20 protein-coding genes are annotated in these 18,834 nt (G+C 38.1%); 7 read left to right on the top strand and 13 right to left on the bottom strand.

The features are described from left to right. Position 1 precedes the first annotated feature (1 nt). The 3 genes from hisA to hisIE are packed head-to-tail and all read left to right on the top strand — an operon-like array spanning position 2 to position 2,114. A complete protein-coding gene (gene hisA / locus CW745_RS01805) occupies positions 2-739 on the top strand; it encodes a 1-(5-phosphoribosyl)-5-[(5-phosphoribosylamino)methylideneamino]imidazole-4-carboxamide isomerase (RefSeq protein WP_101106697.1) in 738 nt (245 codons plus the stop codon). Then, on the top strand, positions 721-1,494 hold the full coding sequence (hisF, locus tag CW745_RS01800; protein WP_101106695.1) for an imidazole glycerol phosphate synthase subunit HisF: 774 nt from the start codon (positions 721-723) through the stop codon (positions 1,492-1,494). The genes hisA and hisF overlap by 19 nt, the downstream gene beginning before the upstream one ends. Further along, positions 1,491-2,114, top strand: a complete 624-nt coding sequence (gene hisIE / locus CW745_RS01795) for a bifunctional phosphoribosyl-AMP cyclohydrolase/phosphoribosyl-ATP diphosphatase HisIE (protein ID WP_101106693.1) — start codon at positions 1,491-1,493, stop codon at positions 2,112-2,114. Before hisF ends, hisIE begins: the two co-directional genes overlap by 4 nt. A gap of 72 nt (positions 2,115-2,186) precedes the next feature. Here hisIE and CW745_RS01790 read toward each other — a convergent pair whose 3' ends face one another. Then, on the bottom strand, positions 2,187-2,606 hold the full coding sequence (locus tag CW745_RS01790; protein WP_193755514.1) for an isoprenylcysteine carboxylmethyltransferase family protein: 420 nt from the start codon (positions 2,604-2,606) through the stop codon (positions 2,187-2,189). A gap of 381 nt (positions 2,607-2,987) precedes the next feature. On the opposite strand from CW745_RS01790, the gene traF reads away from it, so the two are divergent. After that, on the top strand, positions 2,988-4,187 hold the full coding sequence (traF, locus tag CW745_RS01785; RefSeq protein WP_101106689.1) for a conjugal transfer protein TraF: 1,200 nt from the start codon (positions 2,988-2,990) through the stop codon (positions 4,185-4,187). Positions 4,188-4,252: 65 nt separating this feature from the next. Here the strand turns inward: traF and sfsA are convergent, their stop codons facing one another. Together sfsA and CW745_RS01775 are read right to left on the bottom strand one after the other, a co-directional pair. Continuing rightward, a complete protein-coding gene (sfsA, locus tag CW745_RS01780) occupies positions 4,253-4,939 on the bottom strand; it encodes a DNA/RNA nuclease SfsA (RefSeq protein ID WP_101106687.1) in 687 nt (228 codons plus the stop codon). A gap of 12 nt (positions 4,940-4,951) precedes the next feature. After that, positions 4,952-5,230, bottom strand: coding sequence for a peptidylprolyl isomerase (locus CW745_RS01775; RefSeq protein ID WP_101106686.1), 279 nt, complete (start codon positions 5,228-5,230; stop codon positions 4,952-4,954). Positions 5,231-5,314: 84 nt separating this feature from the next. Here CW745_RS01775 and CW745_RS01770 point away from each other — a divergent pair, with 84 nt between their 5' ends. Then, on the top strand, positions 5,315-5,719 hold the full coding sequence (locus tag CW745_RS01770) for a hypothetical protein (RefSeq protein WP_101106684.1): 405 nt from the start codon (positions 5,315-5,317) through the stop codon (positions 5,717-5,719). 714 nt (positions 5,720-6,433) lie between these two features. On the opposite strand, the gene ppiD is transcribed toward CW745_RS01770, so the two are convergent. The 6 genes from ppiD to tig all read right to left on the bottom strand — a co-directional run bounded on the left by ppiD (position 6,434) and on the right by tig (position 14,768). Beyond that, a complete protein-coding gene (gene ppiD, locus CW745_RS01765; protein WP_101106682.1) occupies positions 6,434-8,332 on the bottom strand; it encodes a peptidylprolyl isomerase in 1,899 nt (632 codons plus the stop codon). A 142-nt stretch (positions 8,333-8,474) separates the two neighbouring features. Further along, positions 8,475-8,750 carry an HU family DNA-binding protein gene (locus CW745_RS01760; RefSeq protein ID WP_101081394.1) on the bottom strand — a complete coding sequence of 92 codons (276 nt, stop codon included), beginning with the start codon at positions 8,748-8,750 and terminating at the stop codon, positions 8,475-8,477. Between the two features lie 166 nt (positions 8,751-8,916). Further along, positions 8,917-11,280 (bottom strand): endopeptidase La, encoded by a 2,364-nt coding sequence (gene lon / locus CW745_RS01755; protein WP_101106680.1) that lies wholly within the window; start codon positions 11,278-11,280, stop codon positions 8,917-8,919. A 149-nt stretch (positions 11,281-11,429) separates the two neighbouring features. Next, on the bottom strand, positions 11,430-12,716 hold the full coding sequence (gene clpX / locus CW745_RS01750; RefSeq protein ID WP_101106678.1) for an ATP-dependent protease ATP-binding subunit ClpX: 1,287 nt from the start codon (positions 12,714-12,716) through the stop codon (positions 11,430-11,432). A gap of 15 nt (positions 12,717-12,731) precedes the next feature. Further along, the gene (gene clpP / locus CW745_RS01745; protein WP_101106676.1) at positions 12,732-13,352 is read right to left on the bottom strand and encodes an ATP-dependent Clp endopeptidase proteolytic subunit ClpP; all 621 of its coding nucleotides are present in this window, start codon (positions 13,350-13,352) and stop codon (positions 12,732-12,734) included. A 108-nt stretch (positions 13,353-13,460) separates the two neighbouring features. Further along, positions 13,461-14,768 (bottom strand): trigger factor, encoded by a 1,308-nt coding sequence (gene tig / locus CW745_RS01740; protein WP_101106674.1) that lies wholly within the window; start codon positions 14,766-14,768, stop codon positions 13,461-13,463. 635 nt (positions 14,769-15,403) lie between these two features. Here tig and CW745_RS01735 point away from each other — a divergent pair. Together CW745_RS01735 and CW745_RS01730 are read left to right on the top strand one after the other, a co-directional pair. After that, on the top strand, positions 15,404-16,420 hold the full coding sequence (locus CW745_RS01735) for a histidine kinase (RefSeq protein WP_101106672.1): 1,017 nt from the start codon (positions 15,404-15,406) through the stop codon (positions 16,418-16,420). Positions 16,421-16,434: 14 nt separating this feature from the next. Further along, complete coding sequence (locus CW745_RS01730; protein ID WP_101106670.1) at positions 16,435-16,800, top strand: VOC family protein; 366 nt, start codon at positions 16,435-16,437, stop codon at positions 16,798-16,800. Between the two features lie 13 nt (positions 16,801-16,813). Here the strand turns inward: CW745_RS01730 and CW745_RS16640 are convergent, their stop codons facing one another. The 4 genes from CW745_RS16640 to CW745_RS01715 all read right to left on the bottom strand — a co-directional run bounded on the left by CW745_RS16640 (position 16,814) and on the right by CW745_RS01715 (position 18,833). Beyond that, positions 16,814-16,981 (bottom strand): hypothetical protein, encoded by a 168-nt coding sequence (locus tag CW745_RS16640; protein ID WP_193755513.1) that lies wholly within the window; start codon positions 16,979-16,981, stop codon positions 16,814-16,816. 43 nt (positions 16,982-17,024) lie between these two features. Next, entirely contained in the window at positions 17,025-17,642 is a 618-nt protein-coding gene (locus CW745_RS01725) for a MarC family protein (protein ID WP_101106668.1), read from the bottom strand. Between the two features lie 83 nt (positions 17,643-17,725). Further along, on the bottom strand, positions 17,726-18,193 hold the full coding sequence (ybaK, locus tag CW745_RS01720; protein ID WP_101106666.1) for a Cys-tRNA(Pro) deacylase: 468 nt from the start codon (positions 18,191-18,193) through the stop codon (positions 17,726-17,728). 28 nt (positions 18,194-18,221) lie between these two features. Beyond that, complete coding sequence (locus tag CW745_RS01715; protein WP_101106664.1) at positions 18,222-18,833, bottom strand: MSMEG_1061 family FMN-dependent PPOX-type flavoprotein; 612 nt, start codon at positions 18,831-18,833, stop codon at positions 18,222-18,224. Between the last annotated feature and the right edge of the window lies 1 nt (position 18,834).

The raw sequence follows: 18,834 nt of genomic DNA, 5'->3' as shown, positions 1-18,834 counted from the left end.
AATGATTATTCCAGCATTAGACTTAATCGACGGTAAAGTAGTTCGTTTATACCAAGGTGATTACGCACAAAAAACTGTTTATAGCGAAGACCCTCAAAGCTTATACACTATCTACAATAAACAAGGAGCAGAATGGCTTCATCTTGTCGATTTAGACGGTGCAAAAGATGTCACTAAGCGTCAATTAAGTGTCATTGAAAGCCTCATTAAAAATACCCCAGCAAAAGTTCAAATTGGTGGTGGTGTTCGGACTGAAGAAGATGTAAAAGGTTTGTTAGATGCAGGCGCACATCGTGTCGTTATCGGCTCAACAGCTGTAAAAGAACCAGAAATGGTTTCTGGTTGGGTTGAAAAATATGGCCCTGAACACATTGTATTAGCACTTGATATCAATATTGATGATCAAGGTAATAAAATTGTAGCGGTATCAGGCTGGCAAGAAGACAGTGGTCAAACCATTGAGTCACTACTTGAAATTTATCAAAAAGTTGGTCTAAAGCACGTATTATGTACCGATATTTCAAAGGATGGTACTCTAGCAGGTTCAAATGTAGCGCTTTATAAAGAGCTTGTAGTGGCATTCCCGAGTATTATTTGGCAGGCTTCAGGTGGCATTGGTTCACTTGATGATATCGCAGATGTTGCTCGTTCAGGTGCACATAGCATGATCGTTGGTCGTGCTTTACTTGAAGGTAAGTTCAATGTGAAGGAGGCGATAAAATGCTGGCAAAACGCATAATACCTTGCCTTGACGTTAAAGATGGCCAAGTCGTAAAAGGGGTTCAATTCCGTAATCACGAAATTGTTGGCGACATCGTACCACTGGCAAAACGTTATGCAGAAGAAGGTGCTGATGAATTAGTATTTTACGATATCACCGCCAGTTCTGATGATCGCGTTGTTGATAAAAGTTGGGTTAGCCGTGTTGCAGAAGTGATTGATATTCCTTTCTGTGTAGCAGGTGGCATTAAAACTGAAGAGGATGCTAAACGTATTCTTGAGTTTGGCGCAGATAAAGTATCAATCAACAGCCCTGCCCTTGCTGATCCGAGCTTAATTAATCGTCTTGCTGAAAAATTTGGCACGCAGTGTATCGTCATCGGTATCGACTCATACTTTGATGAAGCTACCGGCCAACATCAAGTTAAGCAGTTTACCGGTAATGAGAAAGCAACAGTGACCACTAAATGGAATACCTTCGATTGGATCAAAGAGGTTCAATCTCGTGGTGCCGGTGAAATTGTACTTAACGTAATGAACCAAGATGGTGTTCGTTGTGGTTATGATATCGAGCAATTAAGCCAAGCACGTACAATTTGTACCGTGCCATTAATCGCCTCTGGTGGCGCAGGTGAAATGGTTCATTTTGCTGACGTATTTAACACTGCAGATGTCGATGGTGCACTAGCGGCAAGTGTTTTCCACAAACAGATAATTAATATAGGTGAGTTAAAATCTTACCTTAAAACAGAAAAAGTTGAGATTAGACTATGAGCTTAATGAACGAACAACAATTAGTATCGCTGGATTGGGAAAAAGTAGATAACCTAATGCCAGTGATCGTGCAAAACCGAACTTCAGGAAAGGTATTAATGCTCGGTTATGTTAATCAAGAAGCATTAACTGCGACACTAGAATCTGGAAAAATGACATTTTTTAGCCGCACTAAACAACGCTTATGGTGTAAAGGAGAGCAGTCTGGTAACTTTTTAAACGTACTAGAAATTAGCGCCGATTGCGATAATGATACGCTACTTGCGATTGTTGATCCTATTGGGCCAACTTGTCACTTAGGTACAGAAAGTTGCTTCAAAGGTGAATTACACCCAGCATTAACGTTCATCGCTGATTTAGAACAAGTGATTGCGGGCCGAAAAGGTGCGGATCCACAAAGCAGCTACACTGCGTCATTATACGCACGAGGTACTAAGCGTATTTCACAAAAAGTAGGTGAGGAAGGCGTTGAAGTCGCTTTAGCCGCAATGGCAAAAGATATGGATGAGCTGACTTGTGAAAGTGCAGATCTTCTTTATCACTTAACAGTATTATTACAAAATGAAGGGCTACAACTCTCTGACATTGCAGCAAAATTGCAAGAGCGTCACAGTAAGTAGTAATTTTTAACGAAAAAAGGAGAGCAAAGCTCTCTTTTTTTCAACTCAATAAAAGAGTTAAAGTTCAAAAAGTCAGTAAATATAAGGAATAAACCGTTTAGTTTGTTCTTGGTAGCGCTGATAACCGTCATATTTCTTAATTAGCATATTTTCTTCCACCCTCGCTTTAAATATCAAAATTATCACTAAAAAGCACCAAGCAATTAATTTATAGATACTCAGTTGGAATAACACAATACCCAATCCAGCAAAAAAAAGTGAGCTATACATAGGGTGGCGAATATACATATATATTCCAGAAGTTATTAACTTTCCTTCCGTTTTCGGGACAGGGCGAATATTGAAGTTGCCCAAACGATTCGCAGATAAAGCTAATATGGCAATAATAGCAGCCACTAAAACAAGTAATAAGCCTAACAGGCTAAAATGAATGTTTCCCACAGGAAAGCCAATAAACATAAGCAACATAAACTGCACAGTCACATAAATCATATAGTTAACCTCAATTCTAGTTAATGAAAGCGTTATGGCGCTTAAAACCATGATGTTGCTACTTTGATAATACAGTGCCGTTAATTTTACGTAGTTCAAGGCAAATTATCGTCGCAATAACGAGTTATTGGTAGATGATTTAACGCCAAAATTCGCGTAAATAGCGGTATTGTATCGCTTTGCCTATCCAGAACTGAGGTTAGTTACCTTTCAAAGTGATTTCATCAAAGCCGAACATCAGCAGTAGAATATTTATCGGACCAGTATCAAAAACAATACTTCATAGATCACAAATATCAGTTACAGGAAAATAATATCATTATTCAGTGCCATAATTTTTAACATTATTTTTAGTAAAAGTAGATCTTCAAGGAAATAGTTATGTTCATGATGAAAAGAAAGGCATTGCTATGCTTACCTGTGTGTTTGAGCACATTAGTCAGTATGCACAGCTTAGCAAATAATCAAGATGCGCGCTCATTTGCGATGGGAGGAGTCGGCGTGAGTACTTCTAATTTTTTAACCTCTTCGTTACATAACCCAGCTTTAGCTGCAAAATTTGATAACAGCGATGATATTGGCTTTTTATTTCCATCATTTGCAGCCAATGTAAACAACATCGCAGACACTGTCGATAATATTGAAAATTTTTCAGATGTATACGATGAGTTTAAATCTATTGCTACTCCTACCCTTGATGACGCGCAAAAAGTCGTCGATGAGCTTTATTCACTTCAAGGAGATCCTGCAAGTATAAACGCTGGTAGCCAAATAGCACTAGCCATTCCAAATGATATTGTCGCAGTTAATCTTTATGCGCAAGCTTATGTCGATGCGATGGTATTTGCCGATATTGCGGATACTGATTTAGAAGCAGATAATATTCTCAATCAAGATCTAAACTCTAACGCTCTGACAATGGGAGTACTTGTTTCAGAGTTTGGGGTAACATTAGCAAAATATCACCAATTCGATAACAGTACTCTTTACTATGGTTTGACACCAAAATATCAAACGGTTGATACTATCAACTTTGTCAGTAACATCGATAATGTCGACTTTGACGACTGGGATAATGATAGCTATCAAAATAGCGAAGGCAATATGAATGTTGACCTAGGAATTGCTTACCAACATCAGAATGGTTTTGGCTTAGGTTTAGCGGCAAAAAATCTATTAAAGCAGAGTTATGAAACTGAATCGATCAGTGGCGTTCAAGGGCATTATGAAATTACCCCTGTTTATACCTTAGGTGGACATTATGAAAGTAGCTTTGTAATAGCCGCTCTAGATATACAACTCAATGAATCAGAGGGGTACAGTAAGGTTACCGGAATCAACACAAACTTTAATAGCGATAATGATAACCGCCAGTTTGCATCACTAGGAGTAGAGTTCGTTCCAATGAATTGGATCAAGTTACGTGCAGGATACCGTTCAGATTTGAGTGATAATATCGATGATAGCATCACTGCAGGAATTGGATTTTCGGTAGTCAATATATTTCATATCGACCTTTCAGGCAGTTATAGCGACAATAATAATATGGGGGCAGCCGCACAAACCAGTTTTACTTTTTAATTGGTGACGCTAAACCTTTAAAACAAACAGGCTACTAATTTTACCATTTTAGCCTGTTACATATTTTAGTGTTCAGCTTGTAACTCTGTCATTGCTAAGTGATAGCAAGCAACTTCAACCCCAGATGCTATCGCTTGATCAAATAATAAGGCGTACTGTTTATCAATATGTCGCGCGACGTCCACGCTATTAATTCCACTGTGCAATACCGCAAATAATAATACAGCACGGTAACCTTGTGCTTTCATCTGCATCAGTTCACGTAAATGTTTTTGGCCGCGGACAGAAACAGCATCAGGAAAAAAACCCTGTCCCGCGCCCCTTGACTCATCTAATAACGTGCAACTTTTTACTTCCACATAGCAATCTTCACGGCCATCAGCCTTAAGTAAAAAGTCAATACGGCTATTTTCTGTACCATACTTTACCTCTGCTTGAATACAATCATATCCAACAAGCTCAGGGATACTATTTTCTTTTAACGCTTTAGCAGTAAAATGATTTGCTAGCTGAGAATGAATACAGATCCAATCTCCTTTTTGATTATGTGTTAACTCCCAAGTGTATTTATATTTTCGTTTAGGGTTCGAAGACTCACTAAAATAGATGCTATCACCTACTTCTGCACCCCCAGTCATCGCCCCTGTATTTGGGCAATAGATAGTTATTGATTCACCATTTTCAAGCATCACATCGGCAAGAAAACGTTTATAGCGCTTTATCAGCGTTCCTTTGCGTAGATTATTAAACATATACCACCACTATTAAGTACGATATAAGATTTTCAAAATATGCCAACCATGCTTCGTCTTTACTAACATCGGCGTTAAGATTTCACCAGTAAAACAAGCTTTATCAAAAGCAGGTACCATCTGGCCTTTTTTGAACTCACCAAGATCACCCCCTTTTTTACCTGACGGACAGGTTGAATATTTTTTAGCTAAGGTTTGAAATTTAGCCCCTTTTTTAAGTTGCGCTAAAATATCTTCTGCTTGATCTTTATGCTTGACCAAAATGTGTAATGCTGCTGCCGTTCTTGCCATCATCGCCTCAAATTAAAAATGAAATAATTGTATCATAAGCACTAACTGTTATGATCCAACCTTTAGCTCATTTAGGAAAAGCTTATGCACCGCTACATCACTAACAACGATAATGTTATTTATACCCTACCAAACAGCGAAGATGGTGAGCATTCCGCTTTTGAACTCGCAGATATTCCTGACATTGTTGGTGTGGGTGAAACGCTATATATCGCTTATGATCAGCAAAAAGTATTGTTTGAACAAAATTATGAATGGATAGCAGTTAACCCTGAAACGGATCGTTACGATGCACAGCTATACCGTTTTAAAAAAGAGGATATTAAGCAGTTAATCGCGTTTGTAGAGTCTGAAACACCAGAAGTAACACTATGGCAAAAGATCCGCAAAAAACGTGCACAGCCTGCTGATTTTGCGTTGATGATTAAAGCAATTGTGGAGGCATCGGAAGAGAAAAACATCTTTGAATTTTATCTAATTCAAAGCTAATTATCACAAGTCCAGTCAATAGGTGCTCAATATTAATGGAATTAGTATCGCCAAAAATAACTTCCTTAGCAAAGTACTAATAAGACAATTAAGGCCTATTGTGAATGTTTCTCCCAATTAAAATTATACACTTATTATTTGAATCTAAGACGGGTTATAAGAAGTTACTTCTTCGTAATAAGTTTCGTCAAGGGAACAACTATTTATCTCAACTTATGCCTTGAATTAAGCTATTTCTCCTACGCAAAATTGAGATCATATACTTATACCAAATCCATTAAATAACTGATCAATCTTACTTGTTAAAAAAGCTATTTCAGCGTAAAAAAATCGTAAAGGGTACAACCATTTACATCAATTTCCGCCTTGAACTAACTCCTTTTTCCTACGTAAAATTTGATCACTATATTAACGGAATTCGTATTACTCAGTTTGGTATGACACAGGGTCTTTGAGTTAAGTTGTTTTTTTTCGTGCAATTTAGCTCAAATGCTTAATGTAATAGGAAAAACGTATAATAAAACGTTTCACTTTTACATTATGCGCGGTTTGATACTGTCAAATAGCGCATAGCCTGAGCCTATTGTGTTTAAATCACAGGAAGACATGTACTACTAAAAGATCAATAGCACCTCTCTATAAAACTATTTTCAATAAAAATTAGTTACAAAAAAGGCGACCTATTCGTCGCCTTAATTTTTATACTATCAAGCGTTATTCTTGAACTGGATATTTAATATCCGCATTCGCAATTAAATGCGCAACTAATGCTTGGTAAGTTTCATCAGACGTTGAGCGTTCCAACATACTCTCAATTTGTGTTTTAACTTCATCCCCACTTAATGAAGGATCAGTTTCAACTACCTTTGAGAGTTCAACCACAGCAAAATCACCACTGCTCGCTTTAACCCACTGACGAGAAACCTGGCCTTCTTCTGGTTTAACCATTTTAAATAGCTGTTGAATCACTTGATAATCGTACTCACGTGAATAACGAGCAAAAGTTAGATCAGCACTGAAAGCAAGGTCCTTTGCAGATAACTCGGCTTCGACAGACTGGTTAGCATTTAACTTGTCAGTAATGCCTTTAACGAAATCTCGTGCTAAAGATTCAGATTTTTGTAGCGCTAATGCTGCTTTAATCTGCGTAGAGACATCTTCTAAAGGCATTAAAGCAGCGGGCTTATAATCATTGACGCGTACCACGATAGCTTGATCATCCGCTAACTCAATCAGTTCAGAGTTCATACCTTCATCACGGAAGTTTTGGTCAAATACAGTCTGTAAAACCGCTCTATTAGATAAAATTTCAGGTGCATTATTAGCAGAGAAGAGTGGAGTATGCTGTACTTCAGTTGAAATAGCACCGGCAGCCTCTTCAAGATTGTCAGGAGATTCGAATGCAACTTCACTTAGTGATTGATGTAATTCAAAATAAAGGTCATTTATTTTAGATTTTTTCAGTGCAACTTCCACACGCTGTTTAACTTCTGCAAGTGGCAATGTTTCGCTGTTATCAATATCCACCAATTTAATGATGTGGTAACCAAACTCTGATTTAACCACCTCAGAAACAGGAGCGCTCTCAGTTAAAGCAAATGAAGCTTTATCAAATTCAGGGTCCATTACACCAGGTTCAAACCAATCTAACTCGCCATTGTTAGCGGCAGAAAAGGTATCATCTGATTTTTCTGCGGCTAATTTAGCAAAATCAGCGCCAGCATTAATTTCAGCAAGTAATTGTTGTGCTTTCTGTAATGATTCATCATTTACACCTTGTACAAGGATATGTGCAACTTTACGACGCTCAGCACGTTGATAATCCGATTGATGTAAATCGTAATACGCTTCGATATCTGCATCAGTTACATCCACTTGATCTGTTAAAGTACTGCCATCAAGTAAAACATAATTTACACTGACCTGCTCCGGTGACTGGAATTTTGCACTGTTACTTTGGTAGTATGCATTAATCTCTTCATCAGTAACTGGCTCTGCATTTTCAAAATCAGAAGCACTCACAAGTAGTACTTTTGCAACACGTTGTTGCGCTTGTAATTGATTTACAGTGTCTACTTCAGTTGGTAAAACAAACTCGCTACCCACTAACATTTGTAATAATTGACGACGCACTAAATCTACTTTTAAACTTTGGCTGAACTGTGCAGGTGTATAGCTTGCACGACGAAGTAACGCTAAATACTGATCGTTATTAAATTTACCATCTACTTGAAACTCGCTCATATTACGAATCTCATCTTTGACTTGCTCGTCACCTACACGTAGCCCCATTTCCTCAATGGCTTGCTCAATCAGTGCATCTGAAATAAGTCCTTGAGTCGCTTGCGCACGAACTTGTTGTGCAAAATTGGGATTAGCGGCTAACATTTCGAACTGCTCGCCATACTGCTGTTGTAAGCGCCCACGCTCATTCTGATATGCTTGCTCAACACTTGCTTGGGAGATCTCTTGATCGTTAACATAAACAGCGACTGCGACATTGCTGCCACCTAAATAACTACTCACACCAGCTAAAGCAAAAGACAATATGATTACAACTAAGATGACTTTAGCAGCAACCCCTTGCGAGCCTTCGCGCATTTTATCTAACATAATTTTTTCTCTATCAATAATTACTTAGTACATATCCATATGTAACTAAGTTGTTTTAAGACTTTACTCGTAAGTAACTTGGCTTAAAACAAAAAAAGCGCATCAAAAGACGCGCTTACTAAATAAACTAGCTAACAACGTATTAAGCGTTGATTGCATCTTTTAGTGATTTACCAGCTTTGAATGCAGGTACTTTAGCGGCTTTAATTTCAATTGGCGCACCAGTTTGTGGGTTACGGCCAGTGCGTGCAGCACGATCTTTCACAGAAAATGCACCAAAACCGATAAGTGATACTGTATCACCTTCAACGAGTGCACCAGTTACACTTTCAATAAACGCATCTAATGCACGGCCAGCGGCTGCTTTAGAAATGTCTGCACTTTCAGCAATATTATCGATTAGTTGTCCTTTGTTCATTTTTTGGTTCCCCATTTTATAATAATTATGGTGTGCCTCTAACTCAGTGAAAACACACGTTAAAACATATTGGTTGTTAGGCTACTTTGCTATCGGGGAGTGTGCAAGCAAATTTAATAAAAACCCGCCGTCAGCCCCCGATTTTATGCAGTTTATCACCTATTTTTTACTTTTTTGTCGCCGTATCTTCTACTGCGAAGCCTTTTATGCTTTCACTCAGTGCAAACTCAAGCACTTCATCAATCCAGCGAACCGGTTTGATATCGAGCTGATCTTTAATATTTGCGGGAATATCTTCTAGATCACGCGTATTTTCAAAGGGAATTAACACTGTTTTAATACCACCACGGCGAGCGGCTAATAGCTTCTCTTTTAAGCCACCAATCGGTAATACTTCACCACGTAATGTAATTTCACCTGTCATTGCTACATCTGCACGTACTGGAATACCCGTTAAGCTAGACACTAATACGGTGCACATTGCGGCACCTGCGCTTGGCCCATCTTTTGGTGTCGCACCTTCAGGTACATGCACGTGTAAATCACGCTTTTCGTGGAAGTCACTATTGATTCGCCACTGCTCTGCTTTTGCTCGCACTACGGTCATGGCAGCTTGAATCGACTCTTTCATGACATCGCCTAATGAACCCGTATAGTTTAACTTACCTTTACCTGGCATTGATGTCGCTTCAATGGTCAATAGTTCGCCCCCCACTTCGGTGTATGCAAGCCCTGTCACTTGACCAACTTGATTAGCATCTTCCGCTTTTCCAAAGTCAAAACGACGCACGCCGAGATAATCTTTCAGGTTATCAATGGTGACGGTGATTTTTTTCAGTTTTTTGTCTAATAAAATCTCTTTTACGACTTTACGACAAATTTTAGAAATTTCACGCTCTAAGGCACGCACACCAGCTTCACGCGTGTAATAGCGAACAATGCCGATAATCGCGCTATCCTCAATACTCAATTCTGCCGGTTTTAATCCATTACGTTTAATCTGCTTATCGGTAAGATGTTCTTTAGCGATATTCATTTTTTCATCTTCTGTATAACCAGAAAGACGAATCACTTCCATACGATCCAATAAGGGTCCAGGAATATTCATCGAGTTTGAAGTCGCAACAAACATCACATCACTCAGATCATAATCAATCTCTAAATAATGATCGTTAAAGCTTGCATTCTGCTCAGGATCTAACACTTCTAATAATGCAGATGCCGGGTCACCTCGCATATCCGATGCCATTTTGTCTATTTCATCGAGTAAAAATAGTGGGTTTTTAACACCCGCTTTGGTCATTTTTTGAATTATTTTACCCGGTAAAGAACCAATATAAGTTCGACGGTGCCCACGAATCTCCGCTTCATCACGCACGCCACCTAAGGCCATTCGTACATATTTACGCCCTGTTGAACGTGCAATTGATTGTCCTAATGACGTTTTACCTACACCAGGAGGTCCAACTAAACAAAGAATTGGACCTTTTAATTTGTTAATACGTGTTTGTACTGCAAGATATTCTAAGATACGTTCTTTTACTTTCTCAAGACCATAATGATCAGCATCTAGAATCTCTTGTGCCTTAGCAATGTTCTTTTTAACTGGAGAACGTTTTTTCCAAGGCACATTCACTAAGCTTTCGATATAGGTGCGAATAACACTTGCTTCCGATGACATTGGCGACATCATTTTTAATTTTTTAAGCTCGCTTTCCGCTTTTTCTTTCGCTTCATTAGACATGCCAGCTTCTTCAATTTTTTGTGCTAGCTGGTCATTTTCATTATTTCCTTCTTCGCTTTCCCCCAACTCTTTTTGAATCGCTTTCATCTGCTCGTTGAGGTAATACTCGCGTTGACTCCGCTCCATCTGTTTTTTCACACGGCTACGAATGCGCTTTTCTACTTTTAAAATATCTTCTTCACTTTCCATCATCGCCATTAAAAACTCAAAGCGTTCAGTAATTGCAGTGATTTCAAGCGCACTCTGTTTATCATCTAAACTGAGTGGCATATGTGCGGCAATAGTATCAGCCAAACGTTCTGCATCATCAATGCCGTTCACTGAAGCTAACACTTCCGGTGGAATTTTTTTATTGAGCTTTATATAGGACTCAAATTGAGTTAATACACTACGCAACAGTGCATCTTCCTCTTCAGCATCCACGGCTTCACTTTCTAATAATTCAACTTGTGAAAAGAAATAGTCTTTATTGTCAATATTGCTGATCAACTGAGCACGTTGTACGCCTTCTACCAGTACTTTTACAGTACCATCCGGCAACTTAAGTAGTTGCAAGATATTAGCAACTGTCCCTACACGATACAGATCGTCCATTTTAGGGTCATCTAATGAGGCTTCAGTTTGTGCAACGAGTAAGACTTTTTTTCCCTGCTCCATAGCAGCTTCTAAACAGTTAATTGACTTTTCGCGTCCCACAAATAGTGGAATGACCATATGCGGGTACACCACAACATCACGAAGTGGTAAAACAGGCAGGGTTAATTGCAGCTCTGATTCAGTTTTCATAAATTCCCCAGAAAAATATTTACCCGCGACTTGGGTAAAATAAAAACACGTTAAAGATTAATACTGGGGATGTTAGATTTTTTTTCAAGGTATGAAATGAAAAAAGGGAGCCTATGGCTCCCTTTTATAACAATTATTTAGCAAATTGCTTATTTATCAGACGATGCAAGTTGCTCTTGTTCATCTGAATAGATAAGTAATGGACGTGACTCACCAGAAATAACATTCTCATCAACGACCACTTTGCTCACATTTTCAACAGAGGGTAAGTCATACATTGTTTCCAATAAAACAGACTCTACAATCGAGCGTAAACCACGCGCACCTGTTTTACGGCTCATCGCTTTTTTAGCCATAGCAATAAGCGCATCTTGACGGAATTCTAACTCAACATCTTCAAGTGCAAATAACGCAGCGTACTGCTTCGTTATTGCATTTTTAGGTGCGGTTAAGATTTCAACTAATGCTTCTTCATCTAATTCGGTTAACGTAGCAACAACTGGCAAACGTCCAATAAACTCAGGGATTAATCCATATTTAGATAAATCCTGTGGTTCGACTTTTTTGAAGGTATCGCTCAAAGAAGCTTTATCGTCATTAGCACGAACCGTAGCGCCAAAACCTATTCCAGCACCAGTATCGATACGTTGTTCAATAATACTGTCTAAGCCAGAGAAAGCTCCACCACAAATAAAGAGTATCTTCGAGGTATCTACCTGAATAAACTCTTGATTTGGATGCTTACGTCCGCCCTGTGGTGGAATAGACGCAACCGTGCCTTCAATCAGTTTAAGTAACGCTTGTTGAACACCTTCACCAGATACATCACGTGTAATTGATGGGTTTTCTGACTTACGCGTAATTTTATCAATTTCATCAATATAGATAATACCACGTTGCGCTTTCTCTGGATCGTAATCACACTTCTGTAATAGCTTTTGAATGATATTTTCAACATCTTCACCGACATAACCTGCTTCAGTTAAAGTCGTTGCATCAGCCATGGTAAAAGGTACATCTAATAAACGCGCCATGGTTTCAGCTAATAATGTTTTACCACTACCCGTTGGGCCGATTAATAAAATGTTACTTTTACTCAGCTCTACACCATTGGCGACATCACCATGCTTGAGGCGTTTATAGTGATTATAAACTGCAACAGCAAGTACTTTTTTGGCTGTGTCTTGGCCAATTACATAATCATCTAAATTAGCGCGAATCTCATGTGGTGTTGGTAATTTTTTATCTGCAGTATCCGTATCAGTGGCATTACTAATTTCTGCAATCTCTTCTTTGATAATATCATCACAAAGATCAACACATTCATTACAAATATACACTGATGGGCCAGCAATCAGTTTTTTCACTTCATGCTGACTTTTTCCACAAAAAGAGCAATAAAGTAGGCTGTTACTATCGCCTTGTTTATCTGTCATAGTTATTCCCTTTCTCTATCGCTTAGTTAATACAGAATCTACAATTCCGTACTCTACTGCTTCTTGCGCACGCATAAAGTTATCTCGGTCAGTATCCTGCTGAATAATCTCGATATCTTTACCGGTATGAAAAGCCAGTAATTCATTCATTAATTGTTTGGTTGCTAAAATCTCTTTGGCATGGATTTCAAAATCAGAAGCTTGACCTTGGAAACCACCTAATGGTTGATGGATCATCACTTTAGCATTTGGAAGACAGTGGCGTTTTCCCGGCGCACCGCTAGCTAATAAAAATGCGCCCATACTAGCAGCCATTCCCATACAAACAGTGCTTACATCTGGCTTAATAAATTGCATGGTATCGTAGATCGCCATACCAGCGCTAATTGAGCCACCAGGTGAGTTGATGTAAATAAAAATATCTTTTTCAGGGCTTTCTGACTCTAAAAATAGAAGCTGGGCAGCAATTACGTTTGCCATGTGATCTTCAACAGGACCAGTCAAAAAGATAACACGCTCTTTTAAAAGACGAGAATATATATCATAAGAGCGCTCACCTTTTGCTGTTTGTTCTACAACCATGGGTATAAGCGCATTAGTAATTGGATCTGTATTTCCAGCAAATGGGTTTGACATTTTCTATCCTAAAATTGGTTAATTATAATACTGATTAAATCAAAAATGGCCCGAGTGAATTCACCCGAGCCATTAAAACCTAAACCTTTGCTTTAATAATAAAGATTATTAAGCAACCGTTTTGTTCATCACTTCATCAAACGATTTATTCACTTCGTTTACTTTAGCTTTTTCAATGATAAAATCAACTGCTTGCTCTTCTAATGCAACATTTTCCATGTTTTGCATCATCTCTTTATTATTTTTGTAGTACTCGATCACTTCAGCTGGGTTTTCGTAAGCAGAAGCAGCTGATTCAATCAGTGACGCAACTTTATCTTGATCAACTTTTAATTCGTTAGTTTTGATCACTTCACCTAAAAGTAGGCCAACTTTTACGCGCTTCTCAGCTTGCTCTGTAAATAACTCTGCAGGCAATTCAGGAAGGTTTTTAGGATCCATTTGTTGTGCGTAACGCTCCATTGCTTGCTTACGAAGTACATTGACTTCGCCTTCAACCAACGATTTTGGCACTTCAATTTCATTACCTTCAACTAATGCTGTTAACACAACATCTTTTGCATTGTTTTTAAGTACTTGTGTTAATTCACGTTGCATGTTTTGTTTAACGTCTGCTTTAAGTGCTTCGATATCGCCACTTTCAACGCCAAATTTCTTAACAAACTCTTCAGTGATTTCAGGTAAAATTTGCTCTTCCACTTTAGTCAGTTTGATTGCAAATTGTGCAGCTTTACCTTTTAGGTTTTCAGCGTGGTATTCTTCTGGGAAGTTTACATCGATAGTGAACTCACTACCTGCTTTGTTACCTTCGATACCAGATTCAAAACCAGGAATCATACGACCAGAGCCGATTACAATTTGGAAGCCTTCTGCTTTGCCACCTTCAAATACTTCACCATCAACCGAACCTTCAAAGTCAACAGTTACTTGGTTACCATCTGCAGCTTCAGTTTCAACTTCAGACCATGTTGCGTGTTGCTTACGTAACGTTTCGATCATTTTATCAAGATCTGCATCAGATACTTCTGCAGTCTCTTTTTCAACAGAAAGCTCAGAAAGCTCAGATAATGTTACTTCTGGGTAAACTTCAAATGTTGCAGTGAATACAAACTCTTCACCTTTTTTACGAGCTTTAGGCTCAACTTTTGGTGCACCAGCTGGGTTTAATTTTTCAGCAACAACTGCTTCAAAAAAGTTACGTTGCATCACTTCACCAGCAACTTCGTTTTCAACAGCAGCACCAAAACGCTTTGTGATCACTGAAGCAGGAACTTTACCAGGGCGGAAACCATCAACACGCTGTGTTTTTGATAATTGGCGAATACGACCATCAAACTCTTTTTCAAATACTTCAGCAGCAACTGAAATGGTTAAAGTACGCTCTAGGCCTTGAGATGCTTCTACAGAAACTTGCATGTTTTTTCCTTTATCTTTTACGTTAATATTTTAAAATTCTTAATCTGTTGCCTTTTATATGGGCAAACAAAGTGATTACAAGGGGTTAATATGAAAAAAACCACTATTTGGTTATTAAGAATTAAAAATCAATCTGGTTGATGAAATTTAAGACGCGCCATTATAGACAAGCTTTTTGTGAGAGTCGAGTTTTACACAGCACCCGCATCACATTTTCATCGAGGTTATCCTATATCAAGTTACTTTTGCTGATAAAGCAAGCAAACAGAACTATTGGTTATTTCTAATCTCATGCTTTATCAGAAATCGATAAATGAACATTTTTTAAATACATATTTTACTTTTCAATCTATTTTACAAATAAAGAGCTACGTATGCGAATAAACCTAAACGCCCTTCACCGTTGCCTATTTCTGTAAATTAAAGACTCATATGTTTTAATCGTATTAAATTTAGAGACGATGATTACACTTTTTGATTATCGTAATGAGCAACATCAAAAATATAAATGAAAGGTACTATACAAAAGAGTTACTCAGGGGCATATTCGATAATGGTTATTATTGATAGGTTGCAAGCGACATGATCAATCAATAAAATAACAATTAAATAATAAATATAAAAACGAGATTAATATGGAAAATGTGGTCATCACCAAGGAAGATGTACAGGAGATTGTGCAGTCTGTAAAAATAACTTTTTTCATTAATTGTATAATCGTGGTGTTTATTTATACACTAAATCAAAAGACGGACATAATTACCCAATTTTTCGCCTCTCAAAGTATTGGTTTAACCATTGTCGCGATTATCCAAATAGCGAAAGTGCTCTATCCCCCCTTTAAAACAGATTATAAGAAACTCTATTATTTTTTACCCGTACCAGTGTTACCTGCGAGCTTAATTGGTATCAATTTTTTACATAACCAAGCCACATTACCAGAGTTAATGCTTTTGATCGCGATTATCACCTTACCGGTGATGGTCTTGTTCCAATATCGTGATAATAAAGTTAACGCAAAAAAAGCACTGTCTGATGAGCAGAAAAAAAGCTCTGATAGTGATAAAGCACTACAGGCAAATAAATTGTTGCTATTACAAGCACAAATTAATCCCCACTTTTTGTTTAATACGTTAGATAACGTCAAACAATATATCAACACCGAACCTGAAAAAGCACTCCACCTTTTAACGGACTACACCTTTTTTCTCCGCCAAACATTGCCTTCTACACAAACAACATCTGGTTGCGTAAATGATGAGTTGGCTTTAATTAATGCATATATCGCAATTCAACAAACTCGTTTTCCCTGTATCCGTTTTATCGAGAAGGTTGATAAAAATGTAAAAACATTTCTCCTACCTCCCTTGATTATTCAACCATTAATTGAAAATGCGATTGTGCATGGACTTGCTCCATTAGGCCACCAAGGGTTAATCACACTGACAATTGAAAAAGAGATTGGCAATCTATTAATCAATGTCACCGATAATGGTGTTGGCTTTACTGACTCGAAAGTGAATACAGAATCCATGGCGATAAAAAATATTGAAGCTCGCTTGTATCTATATCACCCTCACTCGAGTTTAAAAATTATGGAGCCAGATCAAGGTGCTAGCATTCAAATTACGATACCGTTAAATGAAACTTAAATAGGAGTACATTAATGAAGATTGATTATTTAGAGATTCCAAGCAAAAACATGGAGATCACCAAAACTTTTTTTAGCGACGTATTTGGTTGGACATTTGAAGATTACGGCACAGAATATACCGTTTTTTGGGGCGCAGGTATTAATGGTGGTTTTTATTTTCATCCTGATCTAACTTGCACAACAGCAACAGGCTCAATATTGCCAGTGTTATACAGCGAAAACATTACTAAGACACAAAGCGATATTATTCAAGCAGGCGGTGAAGTAGTAAAACCTTTGTTTGCATTTCCTGGTGGCATTCGTTTTCATTTTATTGATCCAAACGGTAATGAATACGCGATTTGGTCAGATGCTAAATTACCTACAGGTATTTGTTAATTACTTAACAAGCTCAAATGTGGCAACCAACAAATTGCCACTTTACCTTAAACTTTAATCGTTCCAATAAATCATTACTTCCCGCTTCACGCCAGATTAACTGCTCACCATCTCTTTCTTGTACTTGAATTTCAACACCACGATCCATCCATAGTCGCCATTTGCCCGTTAGTTCTTTCATTTGATACCCACTATCACTAAGTTAATAGCGAATATGATACGCCTTATACAAGGTTGAAAAAACCCTGAATACCAGAAAAAACAATTTGTGCACCGATAGCTGAGACAAATAACCCAGTGATCTTAGGCAGAATTTCTAAGCCCTGTTTACCAATAAGATGCTGTAGTTTGTTAGAAACGAGTAATACTGCAGCTAACGAGATAACCGCGGCCAAAAGAGAGAACGTGACAACTAGCGTATTCATCGGGCCTGTCATCTCTGCCCCCATTACCATTAAAATACCTATCATTCCAGGTCCAACAACACACGGGATAGCCAGTGGAACAATCGCAAAATCATGGCGACTAAAGTCACTGTCTTTTGCTTCGCTAGTTTCAATATCAGTACCACCACGAATCATATCTAACGCACTTAGAAACAACACAGTCCCCGCACCAATTTTAAAAGCGTCAAGCGTAATACCAAACAAGCTGAATATATACTTACCAAATAATAAAAACACCACGCCAGCAATCATTACCGCGATGCTCACTTTTAAAATAACTTCTTTTTTCTCTGGCTTTGTTAATTTTTTAGACATGGTCAAAAACACTGATAAAGCAAAGAACGGCGTCATCATGAAAAATATTTTTAAGTAGATTGTAAAAAATTGTTCAACCATCAAGGTTCTCTTTTAGGTAGGGCTTCAAAAGCGGCAGATTAACATAGTTTAAGCGTAATACTAAATAAAAACTTCACTGTATTTTACTGACAAATAATTGCACTTTTGGCTTGTAATAATGTTTGTAATTGCAACGGGGAAAGTGATACTTCTAAGCCTCGCTTTCCAGCACTAACATACATAGTTTCGAGATCAAAGGCACTACTATTAATCACGGTCTTTAAACGTTTTTTTTGCCCCAAAGGGCTAACACCACCAAGCACATAACCTGTTGAGCGAAGTACCTCCTCTTGTTTAGCCATCTGCGCTTTTTTAGCAGAAAAAACTTTCGCAACTAATTTCATACTTAGTTTTTCTGTGACAGGAATGATAGCAACTGCCAATTCACGACAATCTAATGAAACCACCAGCGTTTTAAACACTGATTCTGGGCTAACATTTAATTTTTCAGCGGCTTCATTTCCGTAAGATTCGCTACTTTTATCGTGATGGTATTCATGCACGTTAAAGTCTATTTTTTGCTTTTTTAATAATTTAGTTGCGGGGGTCATTTGTTATCCATCTTCTCTTAATTGCCCATTAAAGATCTGTTTCATAGCGTCCTGCGACGGCATCATCTACTTGTTTAATAAATTGCGTATCAGCCCCACTGTTCTCAGCTATCTCTTTGCCAAAGGAAATTTTTATCGGCTCAGGCCAACTGTTACTTTCCCATAGTTGGCTACGCAGTAAGGCTTTAGCGCAATGAAAATAGGCATTATCTACACTTACTTGCATTGCCAGTAATGCATTATGGGAATCAGAGGCTAATTTTTTACATAACAGTTCCCCCGAAAATAGCTGGCAATGGCCATGTACACGGAGCGTTTCTACGCTACCTGGTACGATAAAAAAAAGGGCGACCTGCGGATGCTTTAATATATGGGTCAGCGAGAAAGCCAATTTATTGCCACGCAACTCAGGAATCAATAACCTTCCCTGTTTATCTATTTGTACAAAACCCGCTTTATCTCCTTTTGGAGAAATCGTTGGAAAACCAAATTCATCTACCGTTGCTAGCATCACGAGGGGAGATTTAGCAATGAATTCAAGCATACGTTCATTTAAATATGGATAGATTTTTTTTCTTGCCATCGGATTGGGTTTGCCAATGATGTCACGTAGCTGTGTTTCATTCTCTATTTCAAACATA

The sequence above is a fragment of the Psychromonas sp. psych-6C06 genome (assembly GCF_002835465.1).
GTDB lineage: Bacteria > Pseudomonadota > Gammaproteobacteria > Enterobacterales > Psychromonadaceae > Psychromonas.
This window is presented reverse-complemented; position numbering and strand designations above follow the sequence as displayed.

Bases quoted from the DNA above. Each gene is read 5' to 3' on its own strand.
- clpX (WP_101106678.1), bottom strand. From the start codon at position 12,716: ATGACAGATAAACAAGGCGATAGTAACAGCCTACTTTATTGCTCTTTT.
- traF (WP_101106689.1), top strand. From the start codon at position 2,988: ATGTTCATGATGAAAAGAAAGGCATTGCTATGCTTACCTGTGTGTTTG.
- CW745_RS01725 (WP_101106668.1), bottom strand. From the start codon at position 17,642: ATGGTTGAACAATTTTTTACAATCTACTTAAAAATATTTTTCATGATG.
- CW745_RS01775 (WP_101106686.1), bottom strand. From the start codon at position 5,230: ATGGCAAGAACGGCAGCAGCATTACACATTTTGGTCAAGCATAAAGAT.
- ybaK (WP_101106666.1), bottom strand. From the start codon at position 18,193: ATGACCCCCGCAACTAAATTATTAAAAAAGCAAAAAATAGACTTTAAC.
- CW745_RS01730 (WP_101106670.1), top strand. From the start codon at position 16,435: ATGAAGATTGATTATTTAGAGATTCCAAGCAAAAACATGGAGATCACC.
- CW745_RS16640 (WP_193755513.1), bottom strand. From the start codon at position 16,981: ATGAAAGAACTAACGGGCAAATGGCGACTATGGATGGATCGTGGTGTT.
- CW745_RS01735 (WP_101106672.1), top strand. From the start codon at position 15,404: ATGGAAAATGTGGTCATCACCAAGGAAGATGTACAGGAGATTGTGCAG.
- clpP (WP_101106676.1), bottom strand. From the start codon at position 13,352: ATGTCAAACCCATTTGCTGGAAATACAGATCCAATTACTAATGCGCTT.
- CW745_RS01760 (WP_101081394.1), bottom strand. From the start codon at position 8,750: ATGAACAAAGGACAACTAATCGATAATATTGCTGAAAGTGCAGACATT.
- lon (WP_101106680.1), bottom strand. From the start codon at position 11,280: ATGAAAACTGAATCAGAGCTGCAATTAACCCTGCCTGTTTTACCACTT.
- hisIE (WP_101106693.1), top strand. From the start codon at position 1,491: ATGAGCTTAATGAACGAACAACAATTAGTATCGCTGGATTGGGAAAAA.
- ppiD (WP_101106682.1), bottom strand. From the start codon at position 8,332: ATGTTAGATAAAATGCGCGAAGGCTCGCAAGGGGTTGCTGCTAAAGTC.
- hisA (WP_101106697.1), top strand. From the start codon at position 2: ATGATTATTCCAGCATTAGACTTAATCGACGGTAAAGTAGTTCGTTTA.
- tig (WP_101106674.1), bottom strand. From the start codon at position 14,768: ATGCAAGTTTCTGTAGAAGCATCTCAAGGCCTAGAGCGTACTTTAACC.
- hisF (WP_101106695.1), top strand. From the start codon at position 721: ATGCTGGCAAAACGCATAATACCTTGCCTTGACGTTAAAGATGGCCAA.
- CW745_RS01715 (WP_101106664.1), bottom strand. From the start codon at position 18,833: ATGTTTGAAATAGAGAATGAAACACAGCTACGTGACATCATTGGCAAA.
- CW745_RS01770 (WP_101106684.1), top strand. From the start codon at position 5,315: ATGCACCGCTACATCACTAACAACGATAATGTTATTTATACCCTACCA.
- sfsA (WP_101106687.1), bottom strand. From the start codon at position 4,939: ATGTTTAATAATCTACGCAAAGGAACGCTGATAAAGCGCTATAAACGT.
- CW745_RS01790 (WP_193755514.1), bottom strand. From the start codon at position 2,606: ATGATTTATGTGACTGTGCAGTTTATGTTGCTTATGTTTATTGGCTTT.